We start from the raw sequence: 16,968 nt of genomic DNA on the forward strand, positions 1-16,968 counted from the left end.
CCGAGGAGACAAACCCATGAGATTCATCGCCCGCACGCTGGCCGTGCTCGCCCTGGCCGCTTCCACCGCCGCCGTGGCGCAAGGCTATCCCGCCAACCCGATCACCCTGGTGGTTCCCTTCGCCGCCGGCAGCGGCACCGACGCGGTCGCCCGCATCGTCGCCAAGCGCCTGAGCGAGCGCGTCAAGCAGCCTGTGCTGGTGGACAACAAGGCCGGCGCCAGCGCGCAGATCGGCGCGCAGTACGTCGCCAAGGCGAAGCCGGACGGCTACACGCTGTTCATGACCACGAACACTTCGCATTCGGCCAACCCGGCGCTCTTCACCAACCTGAAGTACGACCCGATCAAGGACTTCACGCCGGTCACGCGCGTGGGCGAGCTGCCCTTCGCGCTGCTGGTGAACGCCGGCTTCCCCGCCAGGAACCTGAAGGAACTGATCGAGCACGCGAAGGCGAATCCCGGCAAGCTCTCGTACGCCACGCCCAACAGCACCTCGCTGGTGGCCTCCGAAACCATCAAGCGCATCGCCGGCCTCAACGTGGTCGCCATCCCCTACAAGTCCAGCCCGCAGGCGCTGACCGACCTGGTGGGCGGCCAGGTGCAGATGTACGTGGCCGACCTCGGCTCCACCATGGGCATGATCAAGGGCGGCAACGTGCGCGCGATCGCGGTGACCACGCGCGCGCCGCTCAAGAGCATGCCGGGCGTGCCGCCGGTGGCCAGCGAAGTCCCGGGCTTCGACCTGACCTCCTGGAACGGCATCTTCGGTCCCGCCGGCATGCCGCGGCCCATCGTCGACCGCCTCAATACCGAGCTGCTGCAGGTGCTGGCGGAGAAGGACGTGCAGGACCAGCTGGCGCAACTCGGCTTCGAGGTGTGGCCGAGCCGGGACGCCGACGAATTCGCCAAGTACGTGGCCGACCAGCTCACGCACTGGACCACGCTGATCAAGCAGGCCGGCATCCGGCCGGAGTGAGCATGGCGCAGCAAAGCAGCCCGCCGCGGCCGGGGCCGCTGGCCGGCGTCCGTGTCCTGGACCTCACCTCGGTGATCATGGGGCCCTTCGCCACGCAGATCCTGGCGCAGCTCGGCGCCGACGTCATCAAGGTCGAGAGCCCGGAGGGCGACAACATGCGGCACGTCGGCCCCATGAACGGGCCGGGCATGGGGCACATCTTCCTGCATGCCAACGGCGGCAAGCGCAGCATCGTGCTGGACCTCAAGCGCGAGGCAGGACGCGAGGCGGTGCTGAAGCTGGCGGAGAACTGCGACGTCTTCATCAGCAACGTGCGGCCGAACGCGCTGGCGCGGCTGGGCCTGGACTACGAGGCGCTGCGCGCGCGCAACCCGCGCATCATCCACGTGAGCTGCTGCGGCTTCGACCAGGAAGGGCCGGACGCCGCGCGCCCGGCCTACGACGACCTGGTGCAGGGTGCCACCGGCGTGCCCTGGCTGATGCAGCAGTACGGATCGCCCGAGCCGGCCTACGCGCCGACCACGCTGTCGGACCGCGTGACCGGCCTGCATGCGGTCTACGCGGTGACGGCGGCGCTGTACGCGCGCAGCCAGAGCGGCGAGGGGCAGGCGGTGGTGGTGCCGATGTTCGAGGCGATGGCGCAGTTCATCCTGGGCGACCACATGGCGGGCCTGACCTTCGAGCCGCCGCGCGGCAACGCGGGCTACGCGCGGCTGCTGACGCCGCACCGCAAGCCCTACGCCACCGCCGACGGCATGCTGTGCGTCCTGATCTACAACGACAAGCACTGGCGCAGCTTCTTCGCGGCCATCGGCGAATCCGAGGGCCTGGGGCGCGACCCGCGCTTTTCCACCCACAGCGCGCGCGCGGCGAACATCGACGCCGTCTATGCCGAGGTGTCCCGCATCATGCGCACGCGCGGCACGGAGCAATGGCGCGAGCTGCTGGACGCCGCCGACGTGCCCAACATGCCGATGAACAGCCCGGCCGACCTGCTGGTGAACCCGCAGCTGCGCGCCACCGGCTTCGTGCAGGACGCTGTGCATCCTTCCGAAGGCGCGATCCACGTGCTGGCGCATCCCACGCGCTGGTCCGCCACGCCGCCGGGGCGCAGCTTCGAGCCGGCGCCGCGCCTCGGGCAACACACGGTGGAACTGCTGCGCGAGGCCGGCTACCCGCAACGGCGGATCGACGACATGCTGGCCAGCGGCGCCTGTGCCGCGGGAGACTGAAGATGAAACCGAAATACCTGGTGCGCACGGCCGACGTGCCGAGCTACACCCCCGCCAACCACCACCACACCTTCAACCAGCGGCTGGTCGGCCCCGAAACGGTGGGCGCGAAACAGATGGAAGTGCTGCTCGGCACGCTGCACAAGGGCGGCGGCGCGCTGCCGCATGCGCACCCGGGCATCGAGCAGGCCTGCCACCTGCTGGAAGGCACGGCGCACGTGCAGGTGGCCGGCGAGTCCTTCGACATGGTGCCGGGCGACACCTGCTTCTTCCCGGCCGACCAGATGCACGTGTTCACCGTCACCAGCGACACCCCCGTCAAGCTGCTGGTGATCTACAGCCCGCCCTACGGCGAGTCGCCCGACAAGGTGATCCGCCCGAAGCAGGCCTGAAGGAGGCGCCATGGACTTCAGCCTCGGCGCCGAGCAGGAACAGATCCGCGATGCCATCACCAAGGTCTGCGCCCCCTTCGATGCGGACTACTGGCTGCGCAAGGACCGCGAAGGCGGCTTCCCCGACGACTTCCACCAGGCGCTGGCGAAAGCAGGCTGGCTGGGCATCGCGATGCCGGAGGAGCACGGCGGCGCGGGCCTGGGCATCAGCGAAGCCGCGCTGATGATGCACACGATCTCCGCGACCGGCGCCGGCCTGTCGGGGGCATCGGCGGTGCACATGAACATCTTCGGCCTGCACCCGGTCGTGGTGTTCGGCACGCCCGAGCAGCGCAAGCGCTGGCTGCCGCCACTGATCCAGGGCAAGGACCGCGCCTGCTTCGCAGTCACCGAACCCAACACCGGCCTCAACACCCTGAAGCTCAGGACCCGCGCCGTGCGCGAGGGCGACCACTACGTGGTGCACGGCCAGAAGGTGTGGATCAGCACGGCGCAGGTGGCCAACAAGATGCTGCTGCTGGCGCGCACCACGCCGGTGGAGGAGGCGCGCGGCACCGAGGGACTGAGCCTGTTCTACACCGACCTCGATCGCAGCAAGATCGAGGTGCGCGAGATCGAGAAGCTCGGTCGCAAGTGCGTGGACTCCAACCAGGTCTTCATCGACGGCCTGCGCATCCCGGTGGCGGACCGCGTCGGCGAGGAAGGCAAGGGCTTCAGCTACATCCTGCACGGCATGAACCCGGAGCGCATCCTGATCGCCGCCGAGGCCGTGGGGCTGGGCCGCGCCGCGCTGCAACGGGCCGCCAACTATGCCGGCGAGCGCGAGGTGTTCGGCCGCCCGATCGGCAAGAACCAGGCGATCCAGCACCCGCTGGCCAGGTCCTGGATGGAACTGGAGGCGGCCCACCTCATGGTGCAGAAGGCCGCCTGGCTGTACGACCAGGGCCTGCCCTGCGCCGCCGAGGCGAACAGCGCCAAGTACCTGGCCGCCGAGGCCTGCTATGGCGCCTGCGAGAACGCGATCTTCACGCACGGCGGCATGGGCTACGCGAAGGAATACCACGTGGAGCGCTACCTGCGCGAGGCCTGGATCCCGCGGCTGGCGCCCGTCAGCCCCCAGCTGATCCTGTGCTTCATCGCCGAAAAGGTGCTCGGACTGCCCAAGTCCTACTGAGCGGCTGGCGGAAACGTAGAATCCAGCTCCCTCCCGAAGTCCCCGCCGCGCCGCGCGGCGCGCCACCGCCATGACGATCATCCTGTCCCACCAAGTGCTCGACGAGCTGCTGCAGAAACACCGCGTGAAGCCGAACGACCTGGCCGGGATCGATCGCCTGTTCGGCGGCGCCGACGGCTACTACTGGTACCACACCATGCGGCACATGTGCCCCAAGACCGAGGTGATGGCCTGGGCGAACGAGGAGGACATGCGCAAGGCGGTGCAGGCCTACGAGAACCGCAGCGCCGAGGAGGACGAGGTCAAGCCGCAGGAGCTGAAGGAGGCGCACGTCGCCGCCATCTCCAGCCTGATGTCGGTGCCGCGCTAGCCGCGCGGCCGGCCGCATTGCCCGCGATGCGGCACGTCGTCCCCGGGCACGAGGTCGAGTTCAGCGCCATCCGCGCCCAGGGCCCGGGTGGCCAGAACGTGCACAAGGTGTCCAGCGCGGTGCACCTGCGCTTCGACATCCGCGCCTCTTCGCTGCCCGCGCACGTGAAGCACAGGCTGCTGTCGCTGGGGGACCAGCGCATCACCAAGGACGGCGTGGTCGTGATCAAGGCGCAGACCGCGCGCAGCCAGGAGCAGAACCGGGCCGAGGCGATGGCGCGCTTGCAGGAGCTGGTGGACCAGGCCTCGCACGTGCCCCTCGTGCGCAAGGCCACCAAGCCCACCTACGGGTCGAAGCAGCGGCGGCTGAAGGAAAAGAGCGTCCGTTCCCAGGTGAAGGCCGGGCGCAGGAACGAGCCGCCGTGAGCGATCAGGGCGCGGCCAGGCCGTGCCCCTTGAGCACCGCCTGCGTCTCCTCGCTGGCCAGCAGGATCAGCAGCGACAGCGCCGGCTGCGAATTCGACGCCGTGGTGGACACCGCCGCCGCATACATCCCCGCGCTGCGCGGCACCGCCGGATCGCGCGCCACCGCGATGATCGAGCCGTCGGACACCGCGCCGTCGCTGCCCAGCGCCTCCAGCAGCGCCGGCGGCAGCACCGCCAGGTCGAAGGTCTCGCCCGCGCGGATGCGCTGGGCGACCGCGTCGACCGGCGCGCTGATCACCACCATCTTGTTGCCGGTGCGCTTCTCGAAGACGGGCGCCATGGCGGCCAGCACCGGCTTGAGCGCGGGCGCGGCGAACACGGTGACGTCGGCCGCGGCGGCGGCGAAGCCCAGGCCCCAGCCGATGGCGAGCAGGGCCGCGGAACGCAGGAAAGCGGTGGTGTGCATGGGGACATTCTAGAGAGGCCGCAAGCGGCCATCCGCGCCTCAGGCCTCGATCAGGCGGGCCGCCTGGTGCACCAGCAGGTCGGCCTCCGGCCCCAGCTTGAAGGCCCGCATGAAATCGGCGACGCCGTAGTGCGGCTGCTCGCGCCGGATCGCCGCGAAGAACTCCCTGGCTTCCCGCGTGCGCCCGGCCAGCGCCAGGCAGAACATCGCGATCGCGCGGATGTGCACGTGCGCGTTCGGGCGCGCGGCGGACTCCACGCCCCACTCGGCGGCCTCCTCGCAGCGGCCCAGGCGCACCAGCGCGATCGCGCGCGAGGCCAGCATGCCGAACAGCAGGGGATCCATGGGACTGAGCGCGCGCGCCTGGTCCACTTCGGCGATGCCGATCTGCGGATCGCCCGACTGCGCGTGCACGAAACCGAGCGTGTAGTGCGCCAGCGCGAAATTGGGGCTCAGGTCGATGGCGGTCTGCAGCTGGCGCAGCGCCTGGTCGGGCCGGTCCTTCAGCCACATCGCGCGGCCCATCGCCCAGTGCACGCCGGGGTCGAGCTCGTCGGCCATCAGGCCTTCGGCCGCCGCGCGGTAGGCCTGTTCGATCGCCGCCTGCGGATCGCGCCAGCCCAGGAAGGCGTCCTGGAAGTGGGTGAAGGACAGGCCCGCGTGCGGGCGCGCGAAGGTGGGGTCCAGCCGCACCGCGGTCTGGAAGAACTGCCGCGCCTGCTCGTTGTCCTCGCGGTCGAAGCGGAACATGTGCCACAGGCCGCGGTGGTGCGCCTCCCAGGCATTGAGCGAGTTGGGCGGCTTGAGGATCGCGCGGTTGCGCTCGGCCACCTCGACCTGGTTGGCGATCGAGGTGACGATGCGGTTGCCGATCACGTCCAGCACGGCGAAGGTGTCGTCCAGCCTTCCGGAGAAGTCCTCGGCCCAGATCACCTGCGCGCTGCGCGTCTCGGCCAGCTGCACGCTCACGCCCAGGCGGCCGTCGCCCTCGCGCCGCAGGCTGCCGCTGGCGACGTAGTCCACGTCCAGGCGCCGGCCCGCGTCCTGCGAGTCCACGCGGCGCTCGGCCAGCGCGAACATCGTGCCTTCGGCGATCACGAACATGCTGCGCAGCTTGGACAGGCGCGTGATGATGTCGTGCGCTATGCCGTCGCCCAGGCCGCCACGCAGCGGCACGCCGGCCGAGCGGTCCGTGAAGGGCATGACGGCGAGCGAGGCGCGGCGCCCGGCGCCGGGCTCCGGCGCGGGCGCTGGCGCCGCTTCGGTGACGATGCGCGCGACCCCGCCGCCGGCATGGCGCGACTTCGCGGCCTGCCAGGCCCGGCCGATCGGCGCCCAGTCCTGCCCCTCGGCCTGGTAGCGGCGGGCGGTGGCCGCCAGGTGCTCGTCGCCTTCGCGCAGGCGGCCGTGCGCGGCCAGTGCCTGCAGCAGGCGCTCGTGCGCCTGGCGGTCGAAGGGCGCGATGGCCAGCCAGCGCTCCACGGCCGCCAGCGTCGCGTCGCTGTCCTCGGGCAGGGTCCGCACCCAGTGCTCCAGCACCGCGGCATGCGCTGCGCGCAGGCGCCGGCGCTCGGCCACCAGCCAGCCGGTGAACGCGGGGCTGCGCGGCAGGTCCAGGCCCTCGAGGAACTCGCCGTCGCCGAACAGCGCCGCCAGCGCTTCCAGCCGCGCCGCAGGAAGCGTGCCGACGCCTTGCGGCAGGGCCTGCAGCACCTCCAGCGCGTCGACGCTGCAATCGGAGAGATCGAGCGACACGCTCTCGGCGTCCGCGCGCAGGCGCGGGCGGCCCGGCTCGTCGAGCACGGGCCGCAGCTTGCTCAGGCACCAGCGCAGTTCGCCGCGCGGGTCGCTCGGCAGGTCCCACAGCAGCTCGCACAGGTGGCTGCGGGTGGCAGCGCGTCCCGCCATCGCCAGCCAGGCGAGCAGGGCGCGGGCCTTGCGCGAACGCGGCAGCGCCAGCGGCGCGCCGGCGCGGCTCACCGACAGCGGGCCGAGCAGGCGGAGTGCCAGCCCGGGGGACTGCTGCGGGACCGTTTGCATCTGCGTTCGCATTTCCACGTGAATTCCCACGCCGGCCACCACGCCGGCTTCCACGTCCCCGCCTGACAGTGGAACTCCCCAACCTGAGGAGCACCCATGACCGACTTGTCTTCCGCTTCCGCCGTCGCCGCCGCACCCGTGGCCGCGCCCGACTTCGCCGCGATCAAGACCCGCCAGAAGGCCGCCTGGGCCTCGGGCGACTATGCCGTGATCGGTACGACCTTGCAAATCGTCGGCGAGGCGCTGTGCGAGGCGGCCGACCTGCGCGCCGGCCAGCGCGTGCTGGACGTGGCCGCCGGCAACGGCAATGCGACGCTCGCCGCCGCCCGCCGCTGGTGCGAAGTGACCTCCACCGACTACGTCCCCGCCCTGCTGGAGCGGGGCCGCGAGCGGGCCGCGGCGGAACGCCTGCACGGCATCGACTTCCAGGAGGCCGACGTGGAGGCGCTGCCCTTCGACGACGCCAGCTTCGATGCGGTGCTGTCCACGTTTGGTTGCATGTTCGCGCCCAACCCGCCGCGCGTGGCCGCCGAGATGCTGCGCGTGTGCCGCCCGGGCGGCCGCATCGCCATGGCCAACTGGACGCCGGAAGGCTTCATCGGCCAGGTCTTCAAGATGATCGGCAAGCACGTGCCGCCGCCCGCCGGCGTGACGTCGCCCGCGCTGTGGGGACTGGACAGCCGCATCGACGAGCTGTTCGGCGGCGCCGCGGCGCAGGTGTCGGCGCAAAAGCGCCACTTCCATTTCCGCTACCGCTCGCCCGAGCACATGCTGGAGATCTTCCGCGGCTACTACGGCCCCATCCTGAAGGCCTTCGCCGCGCTGGACGCGCAGGGCCAGCACGCGCTGGCCGAGGACTTCGTCGCGCTGATGAAGCGCTTCGACATCGGCCGCGACCAGGGACTCGTGATCCCCAGCGAGTACCTCGAGATCGTCATCACCCGCCGCTGACACCCTTTCGCAGGAGAGACCCATGAGCAACGCAAGACCCTGGGCCGCCGCGTCGATCGCGCTGGCCTGCCTCGCCGCCACGCAAGCGCGTGCCGATGCGGTGACCGACTGGAACACGACCGCCGGCGAGCTGCTGGTGCAGTCCCGCATGGGAACGCCGCCCGCCGTGCGCGTGATGGCGATCGTGCAGACGGCGGTGCACGAAGCCGTGGCGGCCGCGCAGCTGCTGCAGCCCGGCCAGGGCGCGGCGGCGGACGCGGCGGTGGCCGCGGCCAGCCGCGCGAGCCTGGCCCGCCTGCTGCCGCAGCAGGAGGCCGCCCTCGCCACCGCCTACCGCGCCGCGCTGGCGAAGCTGGGCGAGGGCCCGGCCACGGCCGCCGGCATCGCGGCCGGCGAACAGGCCGCCGCGCGCGTGCTGGCCTGGCGCGCCGACGATGGCGCCACTGGCGCCGACCGCTACCGGCCGCACGCGCAGCCGGGCGCCTACGTGCCGACCGCCGCCGTGGCTGCGCCGCAGTGGCCACAGCGCAAGCCCTGGCTGATGGCCAGCGGGGCACAGTTCCGCCCCGCGCCGCCCCCGGAGCTGGGGAGCGCGCAATGGGCGCGCGACTACAACGAGGTCAAGGCGCTGGGCGCCAAGGCCAGCACGCAGCGCACGGCGCAGCAGACCGAGGTGGCGCGCTTCTGGGAGTACTCGCTGCCGCCGATCTACCACGCCGTCGTGCGCTCCGTGGCGCTCGCCCCCGGTCGCAGCGTCGCGCAGAACGCGCGCCTGTTCGCCGCCGCGAGCCAGGCGATGGACGACGCGCTGATCGCGGTGATGGACGCGAAGTACCACTACGGCTTCTGGCGGCCGGTCACGGCCATCCGCAACGGCGACCGCGACGGCAACCCGGCGACCGAGCTGGACGCGGGCTGGCTGCCCCTGATCGACAACCCGGGGCACCCCGAATACCCCAGCGCGCACAGCATCCTGGCGGCCGCCGTGGGTGAACTGCTCAAGGCGGAAGTCGGTGGCGGGCGCATGCCCGAACTCGCCACCAGCAGCCCCACCGCCAACGGCGCGACGCGCCGCTGGGCCTCGGTGGAGGCCTTCATGCAGGAAGTGGCCGATGCGCGCGTGTGGGAGGGCATCCACTACCGGACCTCCACCGAAGTGGGCCTGGTGATGGGCCGGCAGATCGGCGCGCTGGCCGCCGCGCGGGTGGCGCAGTCGCCGGTGAACGCAGCGGTGCCGCAGGCGCTGGCGCCGCAGGGCGAGCAGGCGCTGGTGGAGCGCATCGTGGCGCGCGGCGTGCAGGTTTACGAGTGCCGCGCCGACGCGGCGTCGCCGGGCGTGGTGCGCTGGGTGTTCGTCGCACCCCAGGCGCAGCTGTTCGACGCAGCCGGCGCGCCCGTCGGCAGCCACTACGGTGGCCCGCACTGGGAAGCCGCCGACGGCAGCCGCATCGTCGGCGCGCTGAAGGCGCGCGCCGATGCGCCGCAGGCCGACGCGATCCCGTGGCTGCTGCTGTCGGCGCGCTCGGTCGGCGCCGAGGGACGCTTCGCCCGCGTGAGCAGCGTGCAGCGGGTGAACACCAGCGGCGGCGCGGCGCCCGCGCGGCCCTGCCAGGCCGCGGGCGAAACCGAGAAGGTGCCGTACACCGCGGATTACCTGCTGTACGGGCCGGCGAAAAACACGATGATGCAGGTCCGCGCGCCCGGCTGATCCCCACGCCGGCGCCAACTCCTGGAGTGCATGCATGACCGCCACCACATTGCAGGTCCGCAAGGACCGCCTCACCGAGGCCCGCCTGGTCGAAGAAGAGGCGACGCCCCTGCAGCAAGGGCAGGTGCGGGTGCGCGTCGAGACGCTGGCGCTGACGGCGAACAACGTCACCTATGGCGCCTTCGGCGAGCACATGCACTACTGGGACTTCTTCCCGGTGCGGGAGGAGGGCTGGGGCATCGTGCCGGCCTGGGGCTTCGGCAGCGTGGTGCAGTCGCTGCATCCGGGGGTGGCGGTGGGCGAGCGGCTGTACGGCTACTGGCCCATGGCCGGCAGCGCCATCCTGCAGCCGCAGCGCCTGGCCGAGCGCGGCTTCGTGGACGGCGCGCCGCACCGGGCGCAGTTGCACGGCATCTACAACCAGTACCTGCGTTGCAACCGCGACGCCACCTACACGGCGCAGAGCGAGGAACTGCAGGCCCTGCTGCGGCCCCTGTTCAACACGGCCTGGCTGATCGACGACTTCCTGGCCGACCAGGACTTCTTCGGCGCGCGGGTGGTGCTGGTGTCCAGCGCTTCCAGCAAGACGGCCTGGTCCACGGCCTTCCTGCTGCAGCAGCGCGAGGGCATCGAAACGGTGGGCTTCACCTCCGCCGCCAACGTCGCCTTCTGCGAGGGCCTGGGCTGCTACGGCCGCGTGCTGGCCTACGAGGAGCTCGAGCGCGTGGAGGGCGGCGTGCCGGCGGTGTACATCGACTTTTCCGGCAACGCGCGCTTTCGCCGGCAGGTGCACGAGCGCTTCACCGAGCTGCGCTACAGCTGCGCGGTCGGCGGCACGCACGTGGGAGCGCTGGGGGCGCCGAAGGCCTGCGCGGGCCGCGGCCGACGCTGTTCTTCGCGCCGGCGCAGGCCGCCAAGCGCCAGTCCGAGTGGGGCGGCCGCGTCCTGGGCGAGCGCATGCTGGCCAGCTGGCAGCAACTGGTGGCGCACCTGCAGCAGCAGCCGCGGCCCTGGCTGCGCGTGCAGCGCGAGGAGGGCGCGGACGCGGCGCTGCGCGCCTGGCAACGCATGGCGGCCGGCCAGGTGGATCCTTCGGCCGGCGTCGTCGTGTCGCTGCGCTAGACACTGGAGATTCCAGGTGGACATCCAACAGCCCTTCTTCCGGGAAGCGGGCGCAGGACCCGGCGTGGTCTGCGTGCATGCGAACGCCAGCACCTCCGGCCAGTGGCGCGAGCTGCTCGAGATCCTGGCGCCGCGCTTCAGGGTGCTGGCGCCGGACAGCTACGGGGCGGGCAAGGGTCCGGCCTGGCCGGCAGCAGGCCACTCGCTGCGCAGCGAGGTCGAACTGCTGGCGCCGCTGTTCGCGCGCGCGGGCGCGCCGCACGTGCTGGTGGGCCACTCCTATGGCGGCGCGGTCGCCCTGCTGGCGGCGGCGCTGCGGCCGGAGCGCGTGCGCGCGCTCGTGCTGTACGAACCCACGCTGTTTTCGCTGGTCGATGCGCAAGGCCCGCCGCCCAACGGCGTGGACGGCATCCGCGATGCGGCGCTGCGGGCGGGTGCGGCGGCAGCGGCAGGAGATGCCGAGGCTGCCGCCCGCATCTTCATCGACTTCTGGATGGAGGACGGCGCCTTCGACGCGATGCCAGCCGGCCGCAGGCCGGCGATCGCGCAATCCGTGCTGAACGTCGCCGGCTGGTGGAAGGCGCTCTCCACCGATCCCACGCCGCTGTCCGCCTTCGCGGCGCTGGAGATGCCTGTGCTGTACCTCACGGGCGGACGCTCCCCGGAATCGGCACACGCGGTCGCGCGGGTGCTCACGCCGGTGCTGAAGGACGTGCGCGTCGTGCATCTGGAGGAACTGGGGCACATGGGGCCGATCACGCATCCGCAGGTGGTCAACCCGCAGATCGAGCGCTTCCTGGACGGCGTGGCATAAGATCCCCCAGCGCCTTTCGCGCTGCTGGAGAGAAGCCATGACCCTGGAACAGTACAACGAAGCGATCAAGCAGATCGTCGCCGAGCAGCAGAAGATCGCCCAGTCGACGGCGCAGCTCGCGATGACCGGGCAGGCCAATCCCACGAACCCGCAGTTCGCGCAGCTGGTCACCAGCCAGTGGAGCCTGATGCAGCAGATCGCCAAGCTCAATACCGAGCTGATGATGGGGATCATGGCGCCGAAGAAGTAACAAGGCGTCGCCGCTGTTGTTTTCGCGGCAGCAGCTTCGACAGGGTGCAACCGTTCAGCTTCGGTTCATGGACGGCGGCGCACCATGGCTTCATCCCAACCGAGGAGCCATGATGAAACGCCTCTTTTCCGCCAAGCCGCTTCTGGCCGCCGCCGTCGTGTTCGCCGGCCTGGCCGCAGCCTCCGCGGCGCATGCCCGGTCCGACGTGCATCTGTCCATCGGCGTGCAGGTCCCCTTCGGCTACGGCTACGTCCAGCCGGCGCCCGTGTACGTGCAGCCGCAGCCGGTGTACGTGCAGCCGCATCCCGTCTACGTGCAGCCGCAGCCCGTGTATTACGAGGCGCCCCGCCACCACTACCGCCGCGGCCACTGGCGCGACCACGACCGCGACGGCGTGCCGAACCGCTACGACCGCGCGCCGCACAACCCCTACCGCTACTGAGCGAAGGAAGGCGGTTATCCTCGGCGCAGCCGATGGACGACTCCAACCAGCTCGACGTGCCGCCTTCCTTCGTGGCGCTCTACACCAACCCTGCGGGCCACCGGCTCACCGAGCCGATCCGCATCGTGCGCGAGCGCTACGAGCTGTGCGAGGACATGGCGCAGATGCTGATGGAGCAGGCCTCCGCCGCCCAGTTCAAGTCGGGCGGCAGCGAGCGCGAGGTGCTTCGGAAGATGCAGGCCGGCCTGTCCGAAGCGGAATCGCCGGTGTCGCCCGCCGAAGCGCAGTGGGTGGTCGTGCGCATCGCCGAGCTCCTGGGATGGGAGTCCCCGGCACCGCAAGCCTGAGCGACTAGCGCACGGCGCCGCTGCCGCGCGTGCCGGCCGCCTCGTCGTCCACCGCCTTCTGCACCGCGCGGTAGAAGGCCTCGCGTGCCGCACTCGCCGTGCGGTCGCTCGCTCCCCCGCCCCAGTTCGCATTGGAGGCGACCACGATGCGGCGCTTCGGATCGATGAACAGGCCCTGGCCGAAGATGCCGCGCGCCGCGTAGCTGCCGTCCTCGTAGGTCCACCACTGGTAGCCGTAGCCGCGCCCGGGCTGGCCGATGCCGGTGCGCGTGCTGGTGGCTTCGGCCAGCCAGCCATCCGGCACGATGCTGCGGCCGCCGACGCGCGCGCCGTCCAGGATGAACAGGCCGAAGCGCGCGAAGTCGCGCGTGGCCGCCTGGATGCAGCAGCCGCTGATCTCCTGCCCGCTGCGGTTGAGGATCCAGGTCGCGTCGTGTTCCATGCCGGCGGGCCGCCAGATCGTCTCCGACAGGTAGGTCGCCAGCGGCTTCTTCGTCGCCTGCGCGAGCAGCACGCCCACCAGGTTGGTCTCGCCGGTGCTGTAGTGCCAGCGCGTGCCGGCCGGCACCTCGCGCGGCAGCTTGCGCAGGTAGCTCACCAGCGCATCGACGCCTTCTTCCGGCACGTGCTTGTTGAAGCGCGCCACATCCGAGTCCGGGTCCGAGTAGTTCTCGTTCCAGCGCACCCCCGAGGTCATCGTCAGCAGCTGGCGGATGCTCACGTCGTCGTACGCGGAGCCTTTCATCTGCGGGATGTAGGCACTGACCTTGTCGTCCATGCTGCGGATGTGGCCGTCGCGGATGGCCGCGCCGACCAGCGTGGAGGTGATCGACTTGGCCACCGAGAAGCTGGTCCAGCGGCCCTGGGCATCGAAGTCCAGGCCATAGCGTTCCAGTCGCACCTTGCCGTCGTGCACGACCAGCAGCGCCGCGCTGCGCTGGCCCGCCATGTAGGCCGCCACGTCCAGCGGCAGTTCCAGCGGCGCGCCGGCGGGCAGCGCCATCGGCGTGCCGCCCGCGGCGATGGGGCGGGCTTTCGCCAGCACGGGCAGGCGGTCGAGCGCGCGGAAGGCCGCGTCGCGCTGCGGCTGGCTCCAGAACAGCAGGTCGCGGTTGGTGGGCAGCGTCGCCAGCAGGCCGCGCGTCTCCTTGTCCAGGCTGAACCAGGCGGCCCCCGCGGCCAGCACCAGGGCCCCGGACACGCCCAGGGCGATCTTCTTCCACTTCAACATCAACATGCACTCCCGGCAAGGCACATGGGCGCACCATGCCAGCGGGGATGCCGGCAGCGCCATGGGGTATGCCCCGACGCGGGCCGGGCGATGCCGGCCGCCATACTCGCCCGCAACGACGAAAGGATCCTGCGATGGCACTCCTGGGCCAGGCCGCGCTTGCCATGTGGTGGGACATCGCCCCTGCGATGCGCGCCGAGTTCGAGCACTGGCACTCGCACGAGCACTTCCCGGAGCGGCTGGGGATTCCGGGCTTCCGCCGCGCCTCGCGCTGGAGCAGCGCCGACGGCGGCGAAGGCTTCTTCGTGCTGTACGAGCTGGCCGGGCACGAGGTGCTTTCCTCGCCCGCCTACCTGGAGCGCCTGAACGCGCCGACCCCTGGTCGCAGCGCATGATGCCGCAGCACCGCAACATGGTGCGCAGCCAGTGCCGCGTGCTGGAAAGCCGCGGTGCCGCCATCTCGCGCACGCTGCTGACGATCCGCCTGTCACCGGTGGCCGCGCGCGAGCACGAACTGCGCTCGGCGCTGCACGCGCTGGCGCAGGCGCTCCCCAGCGCCCCGGCATCTCGGGCATGCACCTGCTGCGCCACGAGAATCCCGCCATCGCGGTCACGGAGGAACAGAAGATCCGCGGCCTGCGCGATGGCGCGGCGGACTGGATCGTGCTCCTGAGTGCCTATGACGGGGAGCGGCTGCGCGAGCTCGCCGCCGCGGAGTTGAGCCCGCCGGCGCTGGAGGCGATCGGCGCCGCGCCGGGCAGCCGTTGCGCGACGCACCTGCTGTCGGCGGCGCTGCAGCAGGCTGACGCGCTGTAGCAAGCGCGCCAATCGGATGGGCACACGCCCGCGTGACTTGATGGAGGTCAATCCGCGCGCCGGGCGCGGGCGCAGACTCGCGGCACATCCCCCACCAGGAGAGAACTTGCAGCCGTCCACCTTCCTTCCCCGTCCCGCCACCGTGCTCCTTGCGGGCCTGGCCGGCGGCCTCGCCGAGATCACCTGGGTGGCTGCCTATGCGGGGATGTCGCCCGCCAGCGGCATCGCCGTGGCGCGCGGCGTGACCGAGACCGTGCTTCCGGGCGCCGGCGACTTCGGCTTCGCGGCGCTCGCCGGCGTCGCCATCCACATGCTGCTGTCGGTGGCCCTGGCCTGGGCCTTCGCCGTGCCCTTGCTGCGGCGCGTGGCCGCGCGATTCGGCGATGCGGCGCTCATGCCCGCGGCGCTGGCGGCGCTGGCCGGCGTGTGGGCCTTCAACTTCCTGGTGCTGCTGCCCGCGCTGAACCCCGCCTTCGTGGCGCTGTTGCCGGCCGCGGTCAGCCTGGCGTCGAAGCTGCTGTTCGGCGCCGCGATGGTCGCGGTGCTGAAGCGCGGCTCGCGCGCTCCGGCACCCTAGCGAACCCGGTTCAGTCCAGCAGTTCGGCCGGCACCTTGCCGCCGTTGGCCGCGAGCTTCTGCATCACGGCCTTGTGCAGCCAGGTGTTCATCTGGGCCGAGTCGGCCATCAGGTTGGGCGGGCAGCCCAGCTCGGTGGCGAGTTCCTTGCGCGCCTGCAGGCTGCTGTCGATGTCCAGCAGCTTGAGCAGGTCGACGATGGAGGTGCGCCAGTTCAGTTTCTGGCCGCTGGCGGCTGCTTTCTGTTCCAGTTGCGCGGTGACGTCCACGGTGGAGACCGGCGCAGCACCCGCAGCCGGGCCCGCGCCGACCGTGGCGGTGTTCGGCTGGGCCGGCGGTACTGGCGTGCGCAGCATCTCTTCGACCTTGCCGGCGCCGGCATCGAAGCCGAGTTTGTCCAGGATCTTGCTGAAAAAGCCCATGTGAGTCCTCCCGTTGAATGCCGCGCGCGTCCCGCCCGCGGCTGGCTGCGCGCCGCGCGGGTATCAGGCCACAAGCAGACCGCCGCGGGTGTGTCGGAATGTTCCACTCGACAGTGGCGGCATTCCTTGCACGAGATCAACACCTGCGCGGCAGTCCCGGCCTATAAGCCTGTCCCGCTTGCATTTCCCGTGACATGGCTTCCTCCGTTTCCGAATCCCCGATCTTCTTCGCGCAACCCCTGGCGCGCTCCGCAGCCCCGGCCATCGCCGGACACCGCGTGGAGCTGCAGCTGCTCACCACGCTCAAGTGCAACCTGAAGTGCAGCTACTGCTCCCTCGGCGTGGGTGACGTGCTGGGCTCCCAGACCCAGGTCGCCTACAGCATCGACCAACTCGCCGCCTTCGCCGCCACCCACCTGGCGGGCAAGGAGGTGTACGTCACCTTCTACGGCGGCGAGCCGACGCTCAACCGGCCGATGATGGCCGAGGTGATGCAGCGCTTCCCGCACTGGCGCTTCCAGCTGCAGACCAACGGCACGCTGATCGACGACGTGCCCGAGTGGATGCTGCAGCGGCTGTCCAACGTGCTGGTGTCGATCGACGGCGGCGAGGCCACCACCGACGGCTACCGCGGGCGCGGCATCTACCGGCAGGTGCTCAAGAACCTGCGGGTGGTGCACGAACACTTCGGCGGCACGGTGACCGCGCGGGTCACCTGGGGCAATGCCGACACCCGCTTCGAGGAACTCGATGCGCTGCTGGCCGACGACTCGCCCTTCGACTACCTGTACTGGCAGTTCGTCGCCGACGAGATGTACGGCGACGGCGGCGTGGACAAGCGCAAGGCGGTGCTGCGCCAGCTGGTGGAGCGCTTCTTCGCCAGCACGGAGACGCTGTATCCCGTCATTCCGCTGATGGGCATCGTGCGCAACAAGCTCTTCCCGGGGCGCGCGCAGGAACTCTATGGCGGCCGCACGCAGTGCCGCGTGTCATCGCACCTGCTCAACGTGATGCCCGACGGCCAGGTCTTCCCCTGCCCGGACATGCTGTACGAGCCGGCCATGCGCATGGGAAGCGTGCAGGACAACTGGCTCAAGGCCAGCCCGCTGCAGCACGCGCAGACCATGCCCTGCGAGGATTGCGAAGCCTTCGCCTGGTGCCGCGGCAACTGCATGAAGAACCTGCACCGGGCCTACGTCCAGAACGACGCGCGC

At 71.1% G+C, this 16,968-nt stretch carries 20 protein-coding genes and 2 pseudogenes; 18 read left to right on the forward strand and 4 right to left on the reverse strand.

Going from position 1 to position 16,968, the window contains the following annotated elements:
- Positions 1-16 precede the first annotated feature (16 nt).
- The 6 genes from HK415_RS22115 (at position 17) to arfB (ending at position 4,569) form a co-directional block, all read left to right on the forward strand.
- Positions 17-976 carry a Bug family tripartite tricarboxylate transporter substrate binding protein gene (locus HK415_RS22115; protein ID WP_171562959.1) on the forward strand — a complete coding sequence of 320 codons (960 nt, stop codon included), beginning with the start codon at positions 17-19 and terminating at the stop codon, positions 974-976.
- Between the two features lie 2 nt (positions 977-978).
- The gene (locus HK415_RS22120) at positions 979-2,208 is read left to right on the forward strand and encodes a CaiB/BaiF CoA transferase family protein (RefSeq protein WP_171562961.1); all 1,230 of its coding nucleotides are present in this window, start codon (positions 979-981) and stop codon (positions 2,206-2,208) included.
- A gap of 2 nt (positions 2,209-2,210) precedes the next feature.
- Entirely contained in the window at positions 2,211-2,600 is a 390-nt protein-coding gene (locus tag HK415_RS22125) for a cupin domain-containing protein (RefSeq protein ID WP_171562963.1), read from the forward strand.
- A gap of 10 nt (positions 2,601-2,610) precedes the next feature.
- Positions 2,611-3,774: an acyl-CoA dehydrogenase family protein gene (locus tag HK415_RS22130; protein WP_171562965.1), complete on the forward strand. Its 1,164-nt coding sequence runs from the start codon at positions 2,611-2,613 to the stop codon at positions 3,772-3,774.
- 70 nt (positions 3,775-3,844) lie between these two features.
- Positions 3,845-4,144, forward strand: coding sequence for a hypothetical protein (locus tag HK415_RS22135; protein ID WP_171562967.1), 300 nt, complete (start codon positions 3,845-3,847; stop codon positions 4,142-4,144).
- A gap of 26 nt (positions 4,145-4,170) precedes the next feature.
- Positions 4,171-4,569: an alternative ribosome rescue aminoacyl-tRNA hydrolase ArfB gene (gene arfB, locus HK415_RS22140; protein ID WP_171562970.1), complete on the forward strand. Its 399-nt coding sequence runs from the start codon at positions 4,171-4,173 to the stop codon at positions 4,567-4,569.
- A 4-nt stretch (positions 4,570-4,573) separates the two neighbouring features.
- Here the strand turns inward: arfB and HK415_RS22145 are convergent, their stop codons facing one another.
- The gene (locus tag HK415_RS22145) at positions 4,574-5,035 is read right to left on the reverse strand and encodes a substrate-binding domain-containing protein (protein ID WP_171562972.1); all 462 of its coding nucleotides are present in this window, start codon (positions 5,033-5,035) and stop codon (positions 4,574-4,576) included.
- Positions 5,036-5,074: 39 nt separating this feature from the next.
- Complete coding sequence (locus HK415_RS22150) at positions 5,075-7,075, reverse strand: tetratricopeptide repeat protein (RefSeq protein WP_171562974.1); 2,001 nt, start codon at positions 7,073-7,075, stop codon at positions 5,075-5,077.
- Positions 7,076-7,171: 96 nt separating this feature from the next.
- Between HK415_RS22150 and HK415_RS22155 the strand changes: the two genes are divergently transcribed.
- From HK415_RS22155 to HK415_RS22185, 8 genes and pseudogenes are all read left to right on the forward strand, one after another.
- On the forward strand, positions 7,172-8,026 hold the full coding sequence (locus tag HK415_RS22155) for a class I SAM-dependent methyltransferase (protein ID WP_171562976.1): 855 nt from the start codon (positions 7,172-7,174) through the stop codon (positions 8,024-8,026).
- A 22-nt stretch (positions 8,027-8,048) separates the two neighbouring features.
- The gene (locus HK415_RS22160; protein ID WP_171562978.1) at positions 8,049-9,734 is read left to right on the forward strand and encodes a DUF3455 domain-containing protein; all 1,686 of its coding nucleotides are present in this window, start codon (positions 8,049-8,051) and stop codon (positions 9,732-9,734) included.
- 193 nt (positions 9,735-9,927) lie between these two features.
- Positions 9,928-10,521 (forward strand): annotated as a pseudogene (locus HK415_RS25730) (DUF2855 family protein); the annotation flags it as partial.
- Positions 10,522-10,622: 101 nt separating this feature from the next.
- Complete coding sequence (locus HK415_RS25735; RefSeq protein ID WP_253262371.1) at positions 10,623-10,856, forward strand: DUF2855 family protein; 234 nt, start codon at positions 10,623-10,625, stop codon at positions 10,854-10,856.
- Between the two features lie 76 nt (positions 10,857-10,932).
- Positions 10,933-11,670, forward strand: a pseudogene (locus HK415_RS22170) (alpha/beta fold hydrolase); the annotation flags it as partial.
- 37 nt (positions 11,671-11,707) lie between these two features.
- On the forward strand, positions 11,708-11,920 hold the full coding sequence (locus HK415_RS22175; protein WP_171562982.1) for a hypothetical protein: 213 nt from the start codon (positions 11,708-11,710) through the stop codon (positions 11,918-11,920).
- 109 nt (positions 11,921-12,029) lie between these two features.
- On the forward strand, positions 12,030-12,362 hold the full coding sequence (locus HK415_RS22180) for a hypothetical protein (protein ID WP_253261989.1): 333 nt from the start codon (positions 12,030-12,032) through the stop codon (positions 12,360-12,362).
- Positions 12,363-12,394: 32 nt separating this feature from the next.
- A complete protein-coding gene (locus tag HK415_RS22185; RefSeq protein ID WP_171562984.1) occupies positions 12,395-12,709 on the forward strand; it encodes a hypothetical protein in 315 nt (104 codons plus the stop codon).
- A 4-nt stretch (positions 12,710-12,713) separates the two neighbouring features.
- Here the strand turns inward: HK415_RS22185 and HK415_RS22190 are convergent, their stop codons facing one another.
- On the reverse strand, positions 12,714-13,946 hold the full coding sequence (locus tag HK415_RS22190) for a serine hydrolase domain-containing protein (RefSeq protein ID WP_253261990.1): 1,233 nt from the start codon (positions 13,944-13,946) through the stop codon (positions 12,714-12,716).
- A 128-nt stretch (positions 13,947-14,074) separates the two neighbouring features.
- Between HK415_RS22190 and HK415_RS25740 the strand changes: the two genes are divergently transcribed.
- The 3 genes from HK415_RS25740 (at position 14,075) to HK415_RS22200 (ending at position 15,333) form a co-directional block, all read left to right on the forward strand.
- Positions 14,075-14,335 carry a DUF4286 family protein gene (locus HK415_RS25740; protein ID WP_253261991.1) on the forward strand — a complete coding sequence of 87 codons (261 nt, stop codon included), beginning with the start codon at positions 14,075-14,077 and terminating at the stop codon, positions 14,333-14,335.
- 178 nt (positions 14,336-14,513) lie between these two features.
- Positions 14,514-14,756: a hypothetical protein gene (locus tag HK415_RS25745; protein ID WP_253261992.1), complete on the forward strand. Its 243-nt coding sequence runs from the start codon at positions 14,514-14,516 to the stop codon at positions 14,754-14,756.
- 106 nt (positions 14,757-14,862) lie between these two features.
- Positions 14,863-15,333 (forward strand): hypothetical protein, encoded by a 471-nt coding sequence (locus HK415_RS22200; protein ID WP_171562986.1) that lies wholly within the window; start codon positions 14,863-14,865, stop codon positions 15,331-15,333.
- A gap of 10 nt (positions 15,334-15,343) precedes the next feature.
- On the opposite strand, the gene HK415_RS22205 is transcribed toward HK415_RS22200, so the two are convergent.
- Entirely contained in the window at positions 15,344-15,754 is a 411-nt protein-coding gene (locus HK415_RS22205; protein ID WP_171562988.1) for a DUF3597 domain-containing protein, read from the reverse strand.
- Positions 15,755-15,948: 194 nt separating this feature from the next.
- Between HK415_RS22205 and HK415_RS22210 the strand changes: the two genes are divergently transcribed.
- Positions 15,949-16,968 (forward strand): radical SAM/SPASM domain-containing protein (locus tag HK415_RS22210; RefSeq protein ID WP_171562990.1); only part of this gene is annotated, 1,020 nt, incomplete at its 3' end.

The organism is Ramlibacter montanisoli, from assembly GCF_013087525.1.
GTDB lineage: Bacteria > Pseudomonadota > Gammaproteobacteria > Burkholderiales > Burkholderiaceae_C > Ramlibacter > Ramlibacter montanisoli.